At 46.3% G+C, this 19,691-nt stretch carries 14 protein-coding genes and 2 riboswitches; of the genes, 12 read left to right on the top strand and 2 right to left on the bottom strand.

From position 1 onward, the window contains the following. Positions 1–6: 6 nt before the first annotated feature. Positions 7–1,704 carry an aspartate-alanine antiporter gene (aspT, locus tag HMPREF0999_RS11070; RefSeq protein ID WP_009275936.1) on the bottom strand — a complete coding sequence of 566 codons (1,698 nt, stop codon included), beginning with the start codon at positions 1,702–1,704 and terminating at the stop codon, positions 7–9. An 86-nt stretch (positions 1,705–1,790) separates the two neighbouring features. Further along, positions 1,791–1,988, top strand: a riboswitch (cobalamin riboswitch). 127 nt (positions 1,989–2,115) lie between these two features. Between aspT and HMPREF0999_RS11065 the strand changes: the two genes are divergently transcribed. The 12 genes from HMPREF0999_RS11065 to thiC all read left to right on the top strand — a co-directional run bounded on the left by HMPREF0999_RS11065 (position 2,116) and on the right by thiC (position 18,800). Further along, positions 2,116–3,033 carry a sirohydrochlorin cobaltochelatase gene (locus HMPREF0999_RS11065; RefSeq protein WP_009275935.1) on the top strand — a complete coding sequence of 306 codons (918 nt, stop codon included), beginning with the start codon at positions 2,116–2,118 and terminating at the stop codon, positions 3,031–3,033. A 146-nt stretch (positions 3,034–3,179) separates the two neighbouring features. After that, positions 3,180–5,561, top strand: coding sequence for a TonB-dependent receptor (locus HMPREF0999_RS11060; RefSeq protein ID WP_009275934.1), 2,382 nt, complete (start codon positions 3,180–3,182; stop codon positions 5,559–5,561). Positions 5,562–5,579: 18 nt separating this feature from the next. Continuing rightward, entirely contained in the window at positions 5,580–7,043 is a 1,464-nt protein-coding gene (locus HMPREF0999_RS11055) for a PepSY domain-containing protein (protein WP_005862323.1), read from the top strand. Between the two features lie 56 nt (positions 7,044–7,099). Further along, complete coding sequence (gene cobJ, locus HMPREF0999_RS11050; RefSeq protein ID WP_009275933.1) at positions 7,100–8,512, top strand: precorrin-3B C(17)-methyltransferase; 1,413 nt, start codon at positions 7,100–7,102, stop codon at positions 8,510–8,512. Beyond that, positions 8,509–9,708 carry a bifunctional cobalt-precorrin-7 (C(5))-methyltransferase/cobalt-precorrin-6B (C(15))-methyltransferase gene (locus tag HMPREF0999_RS11045; protein ID WP_009275932.1) on the top strand — a complete coding sequence of 400 codons (1,200 nt, stop codon included), beginning with the start codon at positions 8,509–8,511 and terminating at the stop codon, positions 9,706–9,708. The genes cobJ and HMPREF0999_RS11045 overlap by 4 nt, the downstream gene beginning before the upstream one ends. Then, positions 9,705–11,486, top strand: a complete 1,782-nt coding sequence (gene cobM / locus HMPREF0999_RS11040) for a precorrin-4 C(11)-methyltransferase (RefSeq protein ID WP_009275931.1) — start codon at positions 9,705–9,707, stop codon at positions 11,484–11,486. Before HMPREF0999_RS11045 ends, cobM begins: the two co-directional genes overlap by 4 nt. Then, positions 11,486–13,357, top strand: coding sequence for a cobalt-precorrin-5B (C(1))-methyltransferase CbiD (gene cbiD, locus HMPREF0999_RS11035; RefSeq protein WP_009017437.1), 1,872 nt, complete (start codon positions 11,486–11,488; stop codon positions 13,355–13,357). Before cobM ends, cbiD begins: the two co-directional genes overlap by 1 nt. Positions 13,358–13,509: 152 nt before the next feature. Next, positions 13,510–14,739 carry a BamA/TamA family outer membrane protein gene (locus tag HMPREF0999_RS11030; protein WP_005862328.1) on the top strand — a complete coding sequence of 410 codons (1,230 nt, stop codon included), beginning with the start codon at positions 13,510–13,512 and terminating at the stop codon, positions 14,737–14,739. A 103-nt stretch (positions 14,740–14,842) separates the two neighbouring features. After that, positions 14,843–14,940, top strand: a riboswitch (TPP riboswitch). Then, on the top strand, positions 14,935–15,783 hold the full coding sequence (gene thiD, locus HMPREF0999_RS11025) for a bifunctional hydroxymethylpyrimidine kinase/phosphomethylpyrimidine kinase (RefSeq protein WP_009017435.1): 849 nt from the start codon (positions 14,935–14,937) through the stop codon (positions 15,781–15,783). It overlaps the preceding riboswitch by 6 nt. After that, positions 15,776–16,372: a thiamine phosphate synthase gene (locus tag HMPREF0999_RS11020; protein ID WP_009275930.1), complete on the top strand. Its 597-nt coding sequence runs from the start codon at positions 15,776–15,778 to the stop codon at positions 16,370–16,372. Before thiD ends, HMPREF0999_RS11020 begins: the two co-directional genes overlap by 8 nt. Further along, a complete protein-coding gene (locus tag HMPREF0999_RS11015) occupies positions 16,363–17,091 on the top strand; it encodes a thiamine phosphate synthase (protein ID WP_009017433.1) in 729 nt (242 codons plus the stop codon). The genes HMPREF0999_RS11020 and HMPREF0999_RS11015 overlap by 10 nt, the downstream gene beginning before the upstream one ends. An 11-nt stretch (positions 17,092–17,102) precedes the next feature. Next, positions 17,103–18,800 (top strand): phosphomethylpyrimidine synthase ThiC, encoded by a 1,698-nt coding sequence (thiC, locus tag HMPREF0999_RS11010; RefSeq protein ID WP_009275929.1) that lies wholly within the window; start codon positions 17,103–17,105, stop codon positions 18,798–18,800. Between the two features lie 40 nt (positions 18,801–18,840). Here thiC and HMPREF0999_RS11005 read toward each other — a convergent pair whose 3' ends face one another. Then, complete coding sequence (locus HMPREF0999_RS11005) at positions 18,841–19,677, bottom strand: patatin family protein (RefSeq protein ID WP_009275928.1); 837 nt, start codon at positions 19,675–19,677, stop codon at positions 18,841–18,843. Positions 19,678–19,691 lie beyond the last annotated feature (14 nt).

Here is a 19,691-nt window from a genome sequence, read left to right as displayed (position 1 = left end):
TATATATTACATGATTAGCACAATAACGACACCCCAGATGATTAATAAAGTATTACCCACCGCATAGGTAACGGTATAGCCTAAGGCTGGAGTCTCACTTCCTACGGCATCTTCCACCGCTCCTAATGCGGCAGTTGTCGTACGTGAACCCGCCGTACAACCTAAAGTAATAGCCGGGTGGAACTTAAAAACGTAACGTCCCATCAGAATACCGATGATAAGCGGGATAGATGTCGCTAAAGCACCGATAATAAATAAACTTATACCGACTTCCTTCAATCCGGTCACGAAACTGGGACCCGCCGTGATACCGACTACGGCGATAAACATATTCAATCCCAAATTATTTAATATCCAGACGGAAGGCTCCGGAATACGCCCGAAGGTCGGATGCTTAGAACGAAGCCATCCAAAGACGAGCCCGGCTATCAAAGCACCTCCACTCGTACTTAGGCTAATCGGGACACCCCCGAAATGAATCGCGAGCGAACCTAAAATTCCCCCTAAGAAAATACCGATACCCACGAAAATCAAATCGGTCTGATTGGTTGGGCGATCGGGATATCCTAAAGCCGTCGCCGCTTTATTTACCTCTGATTTCATGCCTGCCAATTCCAGCATATCACCGGAATCTATCACCGTAGCGGCCAAGACCGGGATATTGATACCCGCACGCCTTACGGACTTGATGCTAACACCATGCATAAACGATTGATTGCGTAAATAGCAGATCTTTTTCCCCACGTATTCCTTATGGATCACTAGTACGGGTAACGTCTCTGCCGGAAAATCGAGCAATTCAATGTCATTGACCTCGTCGCCAATCCAGTTCTCCTCTCCGATCACGAATTCCCGGCGACCGCTTAGGACAACCTCATTTCCGGTATGTAAAACCAAATCCGGTTTAACATCAGTTACTACATTATTAATACGGACACGCTCCACGAACAAATGCCGTCCCAATTGGTCTAAATATACCTCCAACTGCTTTACGCTTTTGCCATCCTTGAACCATTCATTACTAATCTTATAGGCCCGGAAAGTTACCGGACGGGCGGCAGGCATAAAGCCCGGTTGCTCGCTCTCGTCGTTATTTCCCATTTTAGCCTCTAGCTCTTTACACGCTTTTTTCACGTAGTCGAGTCCTCCTAAAAGACGTGGCCCGATATCACTCACTAACCATGCGGATCCTGCCGTACCGAAAATATAAGTTACCGCATAGGCCACGGGCATTACATTTACCATAGCGCTTTTATCCGTATCGCTAATATTCATCTGTCCGATCGTATCTTCGGCAACTCCTAATACTGCCGACATCGTCTGGGAGCCCGCCAATAATCCTGCGGCCTCGCCTGCGTTATATCCCATAAGTTTCGCTAACAAAAAAGGAGCGATCAAACAAAATATACACATGACGGCGGCGAAAAGCATTTGAGGAAGACCTTCCTTTTTCAATCCCCGGAAGAACTGTGGCCCAACGCTATATCCTACAGCGAAGAGGAACATCAAGAAAAAGACGGACTTTAACGGTCCGCTTATATCGATTTTTAATTGCCCGATCAATACACCGACCAATAATACGCTGGTAACCGTTCCCAGCGTGAACTTCTTTATCTTAAACTTGCCAATCCAGAAACCGAGAGCTAAGGTTATGAAAATAGCTAGCTCCGGATAATGTTGAAGTAAATTAGTTATCCATTCCATATCTATTTATTTGATGTTAAACAAAAAAGATGCTATTGGAACAGGGATTCTTTGAAAGATGTTGTTACTTTTCGGAATTATTTATATAAATTTGCGACCGCTTAGGTGATAGAGTTTGTCTACCGACAACTCTATAAAAGGGAATCCGGTTAGAATCCGGAACAGTGCCCGCTACTGTGAAGCTCTTGAAAAGGAAAGCGTTCTGCTATGCCACTGTCTTAAGAAAGATGGGAAGGTTGCTTTCCGAGCCAGTCAGGAAACCTGCCAAGCGAAGTAATGATTAATTCCTCCCGGGGTTAGGAGTAATTAAGAGGATAGAAATATCACCTATATCTAAAAGATGTTGGAGACGGAATAATACGTTGTCTCCGTGGGATTGATATGTAATCTAATTATTAATATATTCATATGATGAGGAAACACTTACTATCTTTCTTCCTGCTGGTCATCAGCCTAGTTTGTCGTGCGCACGATGGCGAGAATTTTGTAGCATCCGATTTATTCGCCTCTTTACAACCGGGCGATAAGGCCGCTTTATTGATGGTACATTTTGGAACAACCCATGATGATACCCGTGCCTTGACAATCGACGCGATCAATCAAAAAGCGAAAGAAGCTTTCAAAGATGTTGAGTTGCGTGAGGCATGGACTTCTCGCATTGTAATGCGCCGCTTAAAAGCTCGTGGCATAGAGAAACTAAACCCGATCGAAGCCTTGGAAAAGTTAAAGGCTGATGGTTATACGCACATTTTGATCCAATCCACGAATATAATCGAAGGTATCGAGATGGAATCCTTACGTAAGGATGTTGCCACCATGAAATCTTCTTTCAAGGAGATTCGTATCGGTAATCCTTTATTGTATACACCGGAGGATTATGAGGCGGTAATCGCCGCTATCATAAAAAATGGGGCGAAAGAAGGCGCTACTTTATTGGTAGGCCATGGCACTTATACACCGGCGACGGCCCAATATGCTATGTTGGATTATATGTTGAAGGAGAAGGGATTCAAGGATTATTCCGTAGGAACCATCGAGGGCTATCCTACTTTTGATACGATGGTAGCCCAAGTAAAGGCCAATGGAACGAAGAAAGTCTTGTTGATGCCATTTATGTTTGTTGCCGGAGACCATGCGAAAAACGATATCGCCGGTGATTGGAAAGAGGAATTGGAAAAGAAAGGCTACGAGGTAAGCGTATTTATGGAAGGTCTGGGACAGAATCCGGATATTCAGAAGATCTTCATCGAACATGCCCGTTTCATGGCTAAACATAAGATGATCGATATCGTTGATAAGAAGAAAGCTTATGCGGTAGAGAAGGACTAAAAAAGTTCTCCAAATCTATGTTTTATTCCTTTCGGAAGAAAAAGTAATTCCTTCCGAAAGAAACTAAATTTTCATTCGAAGGAAAATGGAATTTCTTTCGAAAGGGATTTCACATGCATACAATAAACAGTTATAATGCTAAATATATGAAAAGAGTTTTGACAATCTTACCGTTGACAGCCTTATGTATCAGTACGATGCAGGCGCAACACAAGAATGAGTACACGAATTTCGCCGATACGACATTCAATATTCAAGAAGTCGTAGCGACCGCCGCACGCAAGCCACGTCCACAAATCACGAAGTTGGACGTACCTATGAAATATCTTCCTATTTCAATTAATAGCATTACGGCGAGTAGTTTGGAGTTGCGAGGTATCCGTAATATCCAAGATGCGGTACGCTTTATGCCGGGCGTACGATTCCAGACATCTTATGGCGCATTTCAACAATTGTCGATCCGTGGTTTCGATCATTCTATCATGATGATAGACGGTATCCGCGATGAACGTTCGGCAATAAACAACTCTTATCCCGTACCCGATCTATCCTGTATCGAGTCTATTGAATTATTAAAGGGACCGGCTTCTGTACTTTACGGACATTCAGCCGTAGGTGGAACCTTGAATATCGTTCGTAAATCCCCGTCAGAGAAACAGAGCGTTAACGCCCGATTGGCCTATGGTAGTTACGAGAATAAAGAGGCGACGCTTGGCATGGGCGGTAAATTGGTCGGTCCGGTCAATTATTACGCCAATGTCAACTTTTCCGATCAAGAGGGCTGGCGTGATAATGGCAACCGTCGCTTTTCCGGTTATCTGGCATTGCAAGCTAAAATGACGGAACGTGACATATTAGATGTTCGTGGAGGTTTTAACCGCGACTTCTATGGGACGGAGATCGGTCTTCCCGATTTAATGGCAAATGATGTATATAATGTGCAAACAGGACAGTTATATCTCCATAAAAATGATATGCTACCGGGACTTGACCGTGAGGCTCGCTACAATAACGAGTCCGACTTTATGAAGAATCACGCTTGGAACATATCAACGCAGTACACACATACTTTTTGGAACGGTGCGAAACTAACAGATCGCCTTTCTTACAATAACGACGATATCAACTATTTTGGGACGGAAGCCCTCGACTATCTCGAAAGTGATGATCCGATCTATGATCATTATTATATGAAAAATGGCCAGAAAAAATATATCTGTTTGGACAGTGTATATCTTTCTTTCCCGCTTCGCTTCTCCCATATAGCCAAGACGGTAACCAATACGCTCGAGCTAAGCGGTAAATTCAGGACGGGTGAGATAAAGCATACGTATATGGGAGGTTACTCTTTCGTCGCCTTGAATCGTACCAGCTATTCGGGCTATAATTTAGGAGATGATGTTCAGGGTCCCGGCCTTTATTCGCATGTATCCGTTTATGATCCGCATAGCATGGGATATATGACCAGTAAATTCTCGAAAGCAACGGTTACGCATCATTATTCCAACAGCCTTTATCTTCAAGATATGGTTGAGTTCAACGAGCAATGGAAGGTATTAGCCGCTCTACGTTACGACTTTTTCCGTTATATGTCCGCCAGCGCTACAACTCCTACCGGACGACGTGAGTATGAGGAGCATTCAAGCTTCAATATGATAAAGAATAAGGCGTTGACCTATCGTTTCGGAGCGGTCTATCTGCCCCATCCGAATACATCCATTTATGCGTCTTTCGCCTCTTTCTTCAAGCCGATCCGTACGTTCTATCAAGATAACGTCATTTATGTAGGAGGTGATGGAAATCGTTTCGAGCCTGCTCGCAATGAGGAAGTATTTAAGCCGGAGAAAGGATACCAAGCCGAGGTGGGTCTTAAATATCAATTGAACAATATATTAAGCGCCAATGCCAGCTTGTTCTATATCCGGAAGATGAACAGTACGGCTACGTTGACCAACAACTATCAAGTGGAGGTAAACGGCGAGACTACCACGAAGAGCGTAATCGGACAGGTGGGTGTACAAGATTCCAAGGGTTTTGATTTTGATGTCACTCTTTCTCCGGTAAGCACCTTAGCGCTGACGATCGGTTATGGATTGAACGACTCCAAGATCCGGGAGATGAAAGAAATAAAGGATCCGGAATTGATCGAGGCTATCTATGGCAATAACCCGGATGAGACAAAGCAACAATTGAATAGCCAAGAAGGAAACTGGCAGAGCAACGTACCGAACCAGACTTTCTACGCATACGGCAGTTATACCATCCCTCGGGGTGTCTTGAAGAATCTGGAATTTCACTTGAGTAGCAGTTATACCGGTAAAGTATACCGTAATACATCTAACAACTCTTGGTTCGATCCGTATTGGGTAACCGATTTCGGTATGTCTTATTTGTTGAACAACAATATTCACCTTACATTCAACTTGAATAACTTGTTTGACAACAATTATTATAACCAAGCGCTCGGACAACAGATGGTGCCAAGCATGCCTCGTAATTTCCAAGTGGCTATCTCCTATACATTATAATATATAGAACATACGCTCATGAATCTATTGACAAAGATCATGCAATTTATACACAGGATACTGGGCACGGCGCTCAGTATCCTGTTCCTCGTTTGGTTCCTATCGGGATTGGTAATGATCTACCATACGTTCCCGCGAGCGGACCGGGCCGATAAACGGGCGAAGATGGATATTCTCTCTCCGGAGAATCTTCCTTCGTTAGACCAGATAGAGAAACGTTTACCGCAGAACGAGCGGATAAGCCATGTTACCTTAAACAGCTATTTGGGACAAACTGTTTTTCATCTCCGGACGGAGAAAGGGAGCTATGATATTCCTGCCGACTCGACGGAAAGATTACCCGTAATCGACTGGAATCATATCCAACGTGTGGCATCACTATGGAATACCTCTTCCATAGCGAAGGTAGATTCCTTGTACACCTTGGACCAATGGATTCCATTCGGTCGTTTAAAAGAGGAATTTCCGATCTATAAATTCCATTTCGCCGATCCGGAACGACATGAATTATACATATCCTCTAAATCCGGGGAGGTTTTGCAATATACGGATAAAAACAGTCGTTTCTGGGCTTGGCTCGGGGCGATCCCTCATTGGGTCTATTTCACTTCCTTGCGGCAAGACGCTGAATTATGGATAAAGGTAGTTGTCTGGTTATCCGGAATCGGGTGCGTTATGTGTATCGCCGGGATCTATTTAGGAATACGGGATTTCCGGTTAGCGAGGAGACGTCATTTGATTTCCCCTTATAAGAAGTTCTGGTATAAATGGCATCATATTCTTGGGGTGTTATTCGGTTTATTCGTCCTCACCTTCTGCTTTAGTGGTATGATGTCTTTGGCTCGTGTACAGGATTGGGGGTTGAAAGCCAAGCTCGATATAAACCCGGTTCAAGAACTGCGGAAGATGGCTCCTTCCCCACTCGATTATCCGTTGGATTACAGGGCGGTCATACAAGCCTATCCCGGCCAGATCCGTCAATTGGAATGGAGTAGTTTTGGTGATATACCCTTTTACATCGTACAAACAGACACGAAGGATATTGTCGTGAACGCAAATAAGAGTGACGGGATATCTTTATTGAACCTGCGACCGGAAGAAATCCGTTCCGTATTGTCTCAGATACATGGTATCGGGACCACGGCTGATATCAAACTGTTGGATGCTTATGATACGTATTATATCTCACGAAAAAGGAATTTAGAACTCCCGGTCTGGAAAGTATCTATTCAAGACGTGGATAATAGTTGTTATTACATTAATCCCCGTAATGGACAATACCGTTATGTAAATACGCCGTCTCGTTGGAACCATTGGATGTATCCGGCATTGCATAGCTTGAATCTGAAATTCTTGGTAGATCATCCGGTCTTATGGAATATCGTGATGTGGGGAACCATGTTGGGAGGCACGTTCGTTTCCTTATCCGGTGTATGGCTTGCGATAAAATATATCAGGCGAAAAGCGAGAAGAAAGAAGTAAAGCCTGTATATTTGTATTATATTTATTGAGAACATTGTATTATAAAATAGATTTGAATGAATAAAGGCAAGATTATAGTCGCCGGAATCGGCCCCGGTAGCGAGGCCGATATAACGCCTGCGGTTTTGGCCGCTATCCAAAGCTCGGATGTCATCATAGGATATAAATATTATTTCCGTTTTATCACCCACTTGCTTCGTGAGGGAACGGAATGTATAGATACAGGTATGAAACGTGAGCAAGCTCGTGCCGAGCAAGCTTTCGCTTATGCGAACGAGGGAAAGACGGTTTGTGTGATCAGTTCCGGTGACGCCGGCATTTATGGTATGACTCCTCTGATTTATGAGATGAAGAAAGAATCCGGAAGCGAGATCGAGATCGAGTCGTATCCGGGCATCAGCGCTTTCCAGAAAGCTGCGTCCTTGCTTGGCGCTCCTATCGGACATGATTTCTGTGTGATTTCCCTCTCTGACTTGATGACTCCTTGGGAACGGATCGAGAAACGGATTCGTGCGGCGGCCATGGCCGATTTTGTTACGGCGATCTATAATCCGAAAAGCGAGGGACGTTATTGGCAACTCTATCGCTTAAAAGAATTGTTTCTGCAAGAACGCAAGCCGGAGACTCCGGTCGGTTATGTACGTCAGGCCGGACGGGAGGAGCAAGAAGTATTCGTCACTACGCTCGCAGATCTGGACCCCGAGCAGATCGATATGTTCACGGTAGTCTTGATCGGAAACTCACAAACATATCTTTCCGGGAATCATATGATCACTCCCCGGGGATATTATGGCGAGGTCAAACAGAAGAAAACGGATACGGGCATTGGACAGGACATCATGATCCGTAGTTTCCGTACGATCGAGAAGGAATTGAAAAACCAAGAGATCCCGTTGGATAAGAAATGGGCGTTACTCCATGCCATTCATACGACGGCCGATTTCGATATGGAAAATATCCTGTATACGGACCCGGACGCTGTCTCTACATTATATAATAAGATCAGCGGCGGGGAAGTTCGTACGATCATCACCGATGTCACGATGGCCGCTTCCGGCATTCGTAAGGGAGCTTTGCAGCGTCTGGGTGTCGAAGTAAAATGTTACCTTCAAGATGAGCGGGTCGCGGAGATGGCTTCGAGTAAAGGCATTACCCGTACCCAAGCCGGTATTCGCCGGGCCGTGGAAGAGCATCCGGACGCCCTGTTTGTCTTCGGGAATGCCCCGACCGCCCTTATGGAATTATGCGACTTGATACGTAAGGGAAAGGCGACTCCGGCAGGCATCATTGCCGCTCCGGTAGGTTTCGTGCATGTACAGGAATCCAAGCATATGGTGAAACCTTTTATCGGTATACAGAAACTAATCGTGGAAGGTCGTAAAGGAGGTAGTAATTTAGCGGCTACGTTGGTGAACGCCATCCTTTGTTTTAACGACGCCGAACAACTAAAACCGGGAAGAGACGTATGAACCGATTTTATGTCATAGGGCTGGATGATAACATGAAACAATACTTTCCGCCGGAGGTATTGGAGATAATCTCGTCCCACCGGGTGTTCTCCGGAGGCGTGCGGCATCATGAGATCGTACGTTCTTTATTGCCAGAAAAAGCGGACTGGATTGATATCAAAGTCCCGTTGGACGAGGTCTTCGATCGATATCGTTCGCATGACGGTCGGGAAAGCATCGTTGTATTCGCTTCCGGAGATCCTTTGTTTTTCGGATTCGCCGTTACGATTCAAAACCGATTGCCGGATGCGCAAATCCGCCTGTACCCATCATTTAATTCCTTGCAACTCTTGGCGCAAAATCTATTGATGCCTTACCACGACATGCGGATCGTCTCCCTTACCGGAAGGCCTTGGCACGAGTTCGATCGTGCCTTGATCGAAAGTGCGTCTAAGATAGGCGTGCTCACGGATCGGGAACATACGCCTACGACTATCGCTCGCCGGATGCTGGAATACGGCTATGATAATTATACCATGTTTGTGGGAGAACGGTTAGGAAATACCGAACGGCAGAGCATCCGCCAATTCAGTATACAAGCCGCGGCAATGAATAATTTCGTTCATCCGAATTGCTTGATTCTCCGGAAAGAGCGTGACGGGCATTCCCGTAAGTTCGGCCTGCCGGATTCCGCTTTCGAGCATTTGAACGGACGGGAGAAGATGATAACCAAAATGCCGATCCGTTTGTTATCTTTAAGCATGCTGGATCTGAGAAACCGGGAACGTTTTTGGGATATCGGCTTTTGCACGGCTTCTGTCTCGATCGAGGCTAAATTGCTGTTCCCGCATTTGCATATCACGAGTTTTGAGATCCGGGAAGAGGGACGAAAGTTAATGACTGAGAATTGTCGTCGTTTTGGGACTCCGGGTATCGAGGCTATAATCGGAGATTTCTTATCGGTGGACTTATCGGCGTTGGAGGCTCCGGACGCAATCTTTATCGGCGGACATGGCGGGAAATTAGTGGAGATCCTTATGGTAGTTTCCAAAAAGATGAAAGAGAACGGTGTCATCGTCTTCAACTCCGTATCCGACGAAAGCAAAGCGCTTTTAGAGGAAGCGGTCCGCCAAACCGGTCTTCGGATATCCGCCCAAACCCGTATCACGATTGATGATTTTAATACGATTACCGTGAATGTTATTTATAAATTATGAGTACAATATCAATTATTCCAATATCCGATAGCAGCCGGGTGCTTGCTGAGAGAATTCTTGCTTCTTATCCCGAGGCGAAGATCTTACCATTCGGCTCTTTCTCAAAAGAGGTTTTTCACGAATCCAGTAGTTTGGTATTTATAGGAGCGATGGGAATTTGCGTACGCAGTATCGCTCCCTTCGCGGAAGATAAGCATACTGATCCTGCCGTGGTTTGTATAGACAGTACCGGTAAATATGTGATTCCGGTCTTATCCGGACATATCGGTGGTGCGAACGACCTTTCCAAGGAATTGGCAAACCTATTAGGAGCCGAGGCAATTATTACGACACAAAGCGATAATACGAACCTATGGCCGCTCGACACGCTGGGGAAGAAATACGATTGGACCTTGATCGCCAAAGATAGCAATGCTGCCATCTCTACCTTTGTCAACGGAAAACCGACAGCGTTACTCCTTGATATACGAGATAAAGGAACGGATTATTTGGAGCGTACGGTCCCGTCTCATGTCTCTATCTTTTATTCCTTCGAGGCGATACCGCAGCAAGACTATGAGTTATTGATGATCGTCAGTCCCCAACAATACGATACATCCATCCCTACGATCACCTATATACCGAAAGTCCTCCACCTAGGAATGGGTTGCCGCAAGGATATGCAAGGCGATCCTACGGTCGTTTACGAACATATTAAAGATGTATTGCGTGATAAACGCCTATATCCGGAAGCTTTGGCGGATGTAAATACAATCGATTTGAAGAAATGCGAACCGGTGCTGACATTATTGGCTTATGGAGTTATGGAATGCCCTTTCCACACCTATACATCGGAGGAGCTGAAAGATATCCCGGTACCCAATCCCTCGGAGAAGGTACTGGAGGTAACCGAATCCCCAAGTGTATCGGAAGCTTCCGCCATTTATGCGGCTCATGGCGGTCCGCTTTTGGTCGAGAAGCAAAAAGCGGATTTAGGGAAAGGAAATGAATATACCTTTGCCGTAGCGTTAGATCGGGCGGCCTGCCGCAAGGGACATATCGAGATCGTAGGAGCCGGTCCCGGCGATCCGGACTTGATCTCTATCCGCGGACGGCAAATGTTGGAGAAAGCGGATTTGATCCTGTATGCAGGAAGCCTCGTCCCGAAAGAACTTACCTTATGCGCGAAGGCAGGCGCTACGGTGCGAAGCTCGGCGGATATGAATCTGGAAGAACAGTTTGCGTTGATGAAAGAGTTTTATGATAAAGGATTGTTTGTCGTTCGTTTGCACACGGGCGATCCTTGCATCTATGGAGCTATTCAAGAGCAAATGAATTACTTTGATCAATACGGGATGGATTATCATATCACTCCGGGTATTTCCTCTTTCCAAGCCGCCGCCGCCGCTCTTTATTCCCAGTTCACGATTCCGGAGAAAGTACAAACGATCATCCTCACTCGTGGCGAAGGACGTACGCCCATGCCTGAGAAAGAGCAACTGCACAAACTGGCTCAAAGCCAAAGTACGATGTGTATCTTCTTAAGCGCCGGTGTCGTAGAGAAGGTCCAAGAGGAATTATCGCGACATTACGCTCCAACCACTCCGGTAGCCGCTTGCTATAAATTGACATGGAAAGACGAGCGGATCTACCGTGGGCAACTGAAAGATCTCGCGAAAATCGTAAAAGAGAATCATCTTACACTGACAACATTACTTGTCGTCGGGGATGCCATCGATAATCGCAAGGGTCTATCCCGCTTATATGCGGATGAATTCAAACATCTTTTCCGTAAGTAATGATACTGATCCTTGGAGGAACGACAGAAGGTCGTGTGGCTGTGCGGGTAGCGGACGAGGCAGCCGCTACCTATTACTATTCTACGAAAGGAACTTTGCAATCCATTGAATGCGCGCATGGAATCCGTTTGACCGGAGCCATGAATGCGGAGGAAATGGAGTGTTTTTGTCGTGACCACGCGATTAAGCTATTGATTGATGCGGCACACCCTTTCGCTCAAGTGTTACACCAAACGATCGAAAAAGTATCGAAATGTTTACAGATTCCGGTGATCCGTTACGAACGTCGGTATCCACCTCGTGATGAGGACTTGATTTGGTGCGATAGTTATGCAGACGCAATTCACCAAATGGAAAACAAAGGTATCCAACGGCTACTTGCCCTCAGTGGCGTGAACACCCTTGCCCCGCTCCGCCCTTATTGGCGATCGCATACCACTTGGTTCCGTATATTGGAGCGGGAGGAATCTTTGTCGTTGGCCGAAAAGCAGGGCTTCCCCCAAGAACGTCTGGTTTTCTATCGAGAAGGTGAGGATGAGTTAAAGTTGTTGGAGCAACTCCATCCGGATGCGATCTTGACAAAGGAAAGTGGTTTCTCCGGCTATTTTACGGATAAAGTGAACGCTGCCCGCCAATTCGGAATACCAGTATTTGTCGTGAAGCGTCCCGCATTACCGGAAACTTTCTACCGAGTGTATGGTGAAGACGGATTGCGTAAACAAATTGAACGCCTATTACCAGAATTCTTTCCCTTGAAAAGCGGATATACGACCGGAGCTTGTGCTACCGCCGCCGCAAAAGCTGCTTTATTGGCCTTATTATCACGGAAGGAACAAACAGAAAGCCAGATAACATTACCCTCGGGAGAACAGATAACGTTGCCGGTAGCCTATACCGAATGGGCCGGGTGTTCCTCCGCCACCTGTACCGTGATCAAGGAGTCTGGGGATGATCCGGACGTGACGAATCATAGCCGGATCCGGGTTACTGTTCAATTATCTCCCGATGCATCCGGTTGTGCCACGGTAATGGCACAAGAAGAACATTGTCAAGAAACAGAAAGCGACGATACGGGAAGAGTCATCTTCCAAGCAGGTGAAGGAGTCGGAACCGTGACCCTTCCGGGACTCGGCTTGAAAGTCGGTGGCCCGGCTATAAACGCCACGCCCCGTAAGATGATCCGGCAAGAGCTGATTCCACTCCTGCCCTCACCCGATTCCGTCGCTATTGTCACGGTCTCGGTTCCCGGTGGCGAGGAGTTGGCGAAACGTACCTTCAATCCGAAACTTGGAATTATCGGGGGAATCTCTATTATCGGGACATCCGGAATCGTGCGTCCTTTCTCATCGGACGCTTTTATCGCCTCGATACGGAAAGAAGCCAGTGTCGCCAAAGCGATAGGTTGCGAGACGTTGGTTATTAATTCCGGGGCGAAGAGTGAACGCTACCTTCGGAGCTTATACGCTTCTTTGCCTCCACAATCATTCGTCCATTACGGGAATTTTATCGGAGAGACGCTAAAGATCGCTGCCGATTTAGGTTTCAAGCAGGTTATCTTAGGCATCATGATCGGCAAGGCGGTGAAACTTGCGGAAGGTTTCCTGGATACACACAGCAAAAAAGTCGTCATGAACAAAGGCTTCCTTCAAGATGTAGCGAAAGAAGCGAAATGCGAGGAGGCGACCGTAGATGCAATCAATCGGATTACGTTGGCCCGTGAATTATGGGAGCTTCTTACGGAAAAAGATCAAAATCGTTTCTTCCCATTACTTTTACAAAAATGTAAATCGTATTGCGCTCCTATCCTTCCCGACGGCGAACTAACCTTGCTGTTAATATCCGAAGAGGGCAAGGTCTTATACCAATCTTAGCTTTAGAGACGCAGCACGCACGCTACGTCTCTACACCCCCCAGACTGTAATAGCATTTCTTTTTAGCTGTTTATTCTTTTTTATTAGGGATTCTTTAAGAATACATATTAGGAGGATTTCGTACTTTTGCCCTCTAAATATTGATTAAAATAATGTTTAGATATCTTTTAATTTATATGGCCTGCCTTCTATTCGCCTTTTCCGTAAAGGCGCAAGGTATTTCCAATGACACGATTCCGAAAGAAGTGCTGATGCTGGACGGTAAGCCTATGACCGAAAAGCAAATACAACGTTATCATAAACAATTACATAAAGACTCCATACGGGCCAACAAAAGGATCTGGTGGTCTATCCTTGGCGGACCGTCTTACACGCCGGAAGCCTCCTTTGGCGTAGGTGGCGCGGTTTTGGCTAGCTTTCGCTTAAACAAGAATGATACGATATCCCAACGATCGTTTATCCCTGCGGGATTTAACATCACCTTAAACGGGACGTTCGTTTTTGCCGGTGCTGGTACCTTATTCTTCAACGAGAATCGCTTCCGTATTTATATCAGTTACGGTTATCGGAACGAACCTTCGCATTATTTCGGGAAAGGCTATGAGACGATCGAGCAAATCGAGAAGAGCGACTCGACAACGAAATTCCATAAGAGTTCTTTCCAACTATATCCCCGTTTCGTATGGGAAGTTAGGCCTCATTTATATACGGGTCCTCTTTTTGATATTAATTTCAGCAAATCAGATGATATCAACCCGGTGATGGCCGAAGATCCTTATTTCAATAAGTTCAAACGAGATTATGTCAATATCGGTGTCGGCGGCTTGATTCAATACGATACACGAAATGATGTGGCGACCCCAAGTTCCGGTATGTTACTAAGCGCGATCGCCAAGGTGTACGGAAAGTATTTAGGCGGTGCATATAATTATGAGATGTTCGAACTGGAATACCGCCAATTCCAGCAAGTATTTCGTCCTCGTAGCACCTTGGCATGGATCGCCAAGACACAAATCGGTGTGGGGAACGTTCCTTTTACGGAGCTTCCTTCATTTGGTTCCCCTTTCGATCTTCGCGGATATTATTGGGGGAAGTACCGTGACAAGACCATGGCGTATGGGATTCTGGAGTATCGTCATATGTTCGGCAGCGTGGAGAAATATAAGAGCGGTAATTTCTGGGCGAAGTGTGGTTTTGTAGGTTGGGTTGGCACGGGTACGATCGGAAACGCTCCTATCGTAGACTGGAATAAGTGGAAATTCAACTACGGCGTAGGCCTACGTATCCAAATGCAACCCGGCAAGAACTTCCGCCTAGACGTAGGCAAAGACCCGAACCAAAAAGGAATGGCGGTTTATATGAATATGACGGAAGCCTTCTAAAACCAGAAGGCTCCCGTCTACGATCTATGGAAGTATAACCTTGCGTTAAAATTATCGTTTAAAAGCCGGAAATATCTTAATATCGATTTTTTTCACTAAGTTTGCGTCATCGAAGGGGTGCCATACTATATGGGCTGAGATCATACCCTTACTACTTGATGCGGGTAATGCCGCCGTAAGAAAAACGAATGTTAAATGGATAAAAATGAAACGTACCGTTATCCGGTAGCTTTAACGATCGCTGGCTCTGATAGTGGCGGTGGTGCCGGAATACAAGCGGATATTAAGACTTTTTCCTCGCTGGGTGTTTTTGGAGCCTCGGCGATAACGGCTATAACCGCTCAAAACACACAGGGGGTGCGAGGGATCCAAGCGATCTCTCCCGAGATTTTGAGAGGACAAATCGAAGCTATTCTTGAGGACTTCATCGTAGATGCCATAAAAATAGGGATGCTACATAACAAGGATGCCGTAAAGGTTGTATCTGAGACTTTACCTTCCTTCCGACGAACTTCTATCATTTTAGATCCGGTGATGATATCCACGAGCGGAAGTAAATTATTGGAGGATGACGCCATCCGAACCATCATGGATGAGTTGTTCCCTAAAGCGACACTGCTTACTCCGAATATTCCCGAGACGGAATATCTTTCCGGTATAAAAATCAATAACGAGGCGGATATCTTATGTGCCGCCCGGAAATTGCAGGAAAAAGGATGTAACGCTATATTGATCAAAGGGGGGCATATTCCCGGAGTAGAAACGGTGGATCGGTTATTTATCAATGAGAATAATCCGATTTGTCTGGCCTCGCCAACAGTGGAGACCTTCAATACCCATGGAACGGGCTGTACGCTATCGTCCGCCATCGCCGCTTATATGGCACTCGGCCATTCATTGGTGGAAGCCGTACGATTAGCCAAGGAATATATGAATAACGCGCTCGTTCACGGGGCAAATGTATGCATGGGAAAAGGGCACGGACCTGTAAACCACTTCTTCTCACCCTCTGCCCTTCATAAAATCCGATGGAATCATGAATAAGCTGGTCGTAATTACTACACCTTATTTTTTCGCGGATGAAGCTTCTTTGATCGAACTTCTATTCGCGGAAGGAATGTCTCGTTTACATCTACGTAAACCGGATTGTAAACGTGATGAATTGGAGGGCTTATTGGATAAGATCTCTCCGGCTTATTACGACAGGATCGTTCTTCATGATTGGTTTACCTTGGCAGAAGAAAGGGCTTTAGGAGGAATCCATTTGAACAAGAGGAACCCGGAAGCTCCACCTTTATATAAAGGTAGTATAAGTCGTTCTTGCCATAGTCTGGAAGAGATTATCGAGTATAAACCGGTATGCGACTATGTGTTCCTTAGCCCGATCTTTCAGAGTATATCCAAAGAAGGATATGGTAGCGGATTCTCCTTAGATGGATTGCGAAACGCGAAGGGCATCATCGATGATAAGGTGATTGCCTTGGGAGGAATCTGCCCGCGGACAATAACGAAATTAAAAGATATCCCCTTCGGCGGTGTCGCCGTTCTCGGGGCCCTTTGGGGAAACGATCCCTCCCTTCTTGTTGCGGATCAACTCATAAAACAATTCAAACGATTACAAGTATGGCCTTAAATTATTATTTCGGATATGATGAGAATGGAAGAGTCGGTCGGAGAACAACCGGATTACGCCCCCCTTTTGGTGGAAACAATCGCTTGATGTTTATAACGCATCGTACGCCTAAATATACGGAATGCGACGAGGTAAGCATGGCAATCCAAGGAGGGTGCTCATGGATACAGTTGCGCATGAAGGATGGGATTTATGAGGATACCGTACGTACATGTGCCACTATCTGCGCGGAAGAATGTGAGCGAATCGTGGATTTCTGCGTAAACGATGATCTGGAGGCTGCCGTGACATGTGGCGCTACGGCTTGTCATCTGGGTAAGAATGATATGCCCTTGGATATCGCTTGGGAAGTACTGAGAGACAAGTTAGATTCCAATGCCATCTTCTATATCGGGGCTACGGCGAATACTTTTGAGGATATCCGGCTGGCCGTAGAACGAGGCGCCTCGTATATCGGACTAGGGCCGTATCGCTTTACGGGTACCAAGAAGAATTTGAGTCCCATCTTAGGCTTGGATGGTTATCGTAAAATAATCGCTCAATGCAAGGAGGCTGGCATCGATATTCCTATCTTTGCGATAGGTGGTATTACGCTGGAAGACGTAGGCCCTTTGATGGAGACGGGTATAACCGGAATCGCTGTTTCGGGCGCGATTATCAATGCCCCCGATCCCGTGGAGGAAACCCGCCGGTTTATAGAGGAAATCAATAAGTACTAAACTAAATACATATGGCTACTAAAAAGAATATGCGTATTTCCTATCCGTCCTCGGAAAAGATTTATGTCCCGGGCGAGATCAATAAGATCAAGGTTGGTATGCGTAAGATTAAATTGTTGGACACGGTAACCTTGGATGAGCATGGAGAACGAATCTTCAAGAAGAACAATCCGGTAATCGTTTACGATACGAGCGGCCCGTATTCCGACCCCAAGATATCGATTGATATCGCTAAAGGACTTCCTCGTATACGTGAGGAGTGGTACGGTAAGCGTAAGGATGTGGTTCAATTGCCGGAATTGACTTCCGCTTATGGTCGTGAGCGATTGGCGGACGCGACTCTGGATTCCCTGCGTTTCCCCAAGCGATACTTGCCTTTCCGGGCTAAAGAGGGTAAGAATATCACCCAGATGTATTATGCGAAGAAGCGCATTATCACTCCGGAAATGGAGTACGTGGCGATTCGTGAGAACCAGCAAATCGAGGCTTTGGGACTGAAGTCGTATATCACGCCGGAGTTCGTCCGCAAGGAAATCGCCGCCGGTCGCGCGATCATCCCGGCGAATATCAATCACCCGGAAGCCGAGCCGATGATTATCGGTAAGAAGTTCTTGGTAAAGATCAATACCAATATCGGTAACTCCGCTCTTTCCTCCGGTATCGACGAGGAGATCGAGAAGGCGATATGGAGTTGTAAATGGGGCGGCGACACGTTGATGGATCTCTCTACCGGCGATCATATCCATGAGACGCGCGAGTGGATTATCCGTAACTGCCCGGTTCCGATGGGTACGGTTCCTATTTATCAAGCCTTGGAGAAAGTGAATGGTAAGGTAGAGGATCTTTCTTGGGAAATCTATCGGGATACGTTGATCGAGCAGGCGGAACAGGGCGTGGATTATTTCACGATCCACGCGGGTTTGTTGCGCGAGCATGTGGAGCTGACGGCGACTCGCCTGACGGGGATCGTATCCAGAGGCGGATCGATCATGGCCAAATGGATGCAGCTTCATAACGAGGAAAACTTCCTGTACACGCATTTCGCCGAGATCTGCGAGATACTGAAGGCATATGACGTGGCGGTCTCTATCGGAGACGGGCTTCGCCCCGGTTCTATCTATGACGCGAACGACGCGGCACAATTCGCCGAGCTTCACACGATGGGAGAACTGACGAAAATAGCTTGGGAACAGTTCGTGCAAGTGATTATCGAAGGCCCGGGCCATGTTCCCATGAATAAGATTCATGAGAATATGAAGGAACAACAGTATGCCTGTCATGGAGCGCCGTTCTATACGCTGGGTCCGTTGACGACCGATATCGCTCCCGGATACGATCATATCACGTCGGCTATCGGTGGCGCGCAAATCGCTTGGCATGGGACGGCCATGATTTGCTACGTCACGCCGAAGGAGCATTTGGGATTGCCGAATAAGGAAGACGTGCGTAATGGGGTGGTCGCTTATAAGATAGCGGCGCATGCCGCTGACTTGGCGAAAGGGCATCCCGGCGCTCAAGTACGTGATAACGCATTGAGCAAGGCACGTTTTGATTTCCGCTGGAAAGACCAGTTCAATTTGTCCTTGGACCCGGAAAGGGCTTTACAGTATTATAAGGAGAGTGCTGTTACGGATGGAGAGTACTGTACGATGTGCGGTCCTAATTTCTGCGCTATGCGGTTGAGTAAGGATTTGCAAGGTTGTAAATAAAATACTGTTTTGAGGGGATGAGACGGGGCATGCCCCGTCTCTACAATTGAGTGATTTGTTTTCCGCATTCGTAGCCTTCCTCATATAGTTCTTCCAGTTTCTTTGTGTCGCTTCCGGTACGGCCGACTTTAATCGGGCTTTGCGGACGGATGACGAAGGCTTTTCCTTCGGCCTCCAGTTGGTCTATGTAATCCAAGACCTCGTTGTACCGCCGGTATCGTAGTCGCAACTGTTTCCGGATCGCCGGGTATTTGTTATAAATAAAGCCGGGAAGGTAAAAATCTTTCTCTTCTTTCCGATAGCCTTTGTTACGGGTAAGGATGATGACGTTCTTGGAGAAGCCGTCGGCGATAGCCCGTCGGATAGGGATGGCATCGCATACGCCTCCGTCGACCATCGGTATCCCGTCTACATACGTAATTGGACAGAGGATCGGTAATGTGCAAGAGGCTTTACAGATATCCACCAAACGTTTCTTATCTTTCTTCTCCTCGAAATATTCCGCTTTACCCGTCAAGCAATTGCTCGTGACCATAACGAACCGATCCTTGGACTTGAAATAGGTATCGTAATCCAACGGATAATACAAATCCGGATAGACATAAAACAAGAAATTCAGATCGATATATCCCCTTCCCCGTAAGAAATGACGAAGACCTATGTAATTATATTTCTTCAATAGGTCGATATTGCTAAAACGAGAGCGTCCCCGCTGGCGGGAAGCATACGAGATTCCGTTACTTGCGCCCGCCGATACTCCGATCGTATAAGGAAACCAAATATCATGATCCATAAAATAATCCAATACTCCCACCGTAAATATGGCACGCATTCCGCCACCTTCCAACACCAAACCTGTCTGACTATCTATTTCCATATATATACCTCTGA

The organism is Parabacteroides sp. D25 (assembly GCF_000307475.1).
Classification (GTDB): Bacteria; Bacteroidota; Bacteroidia; order Bacteroidales; family Tannerellaceae; genus Parabacteroides; species Parabacteroides distasonis.
Note: the sequence above shows the minus strand (reverse complement) of the source record. Positions and strands in the feature narration are given on the sequence as shown.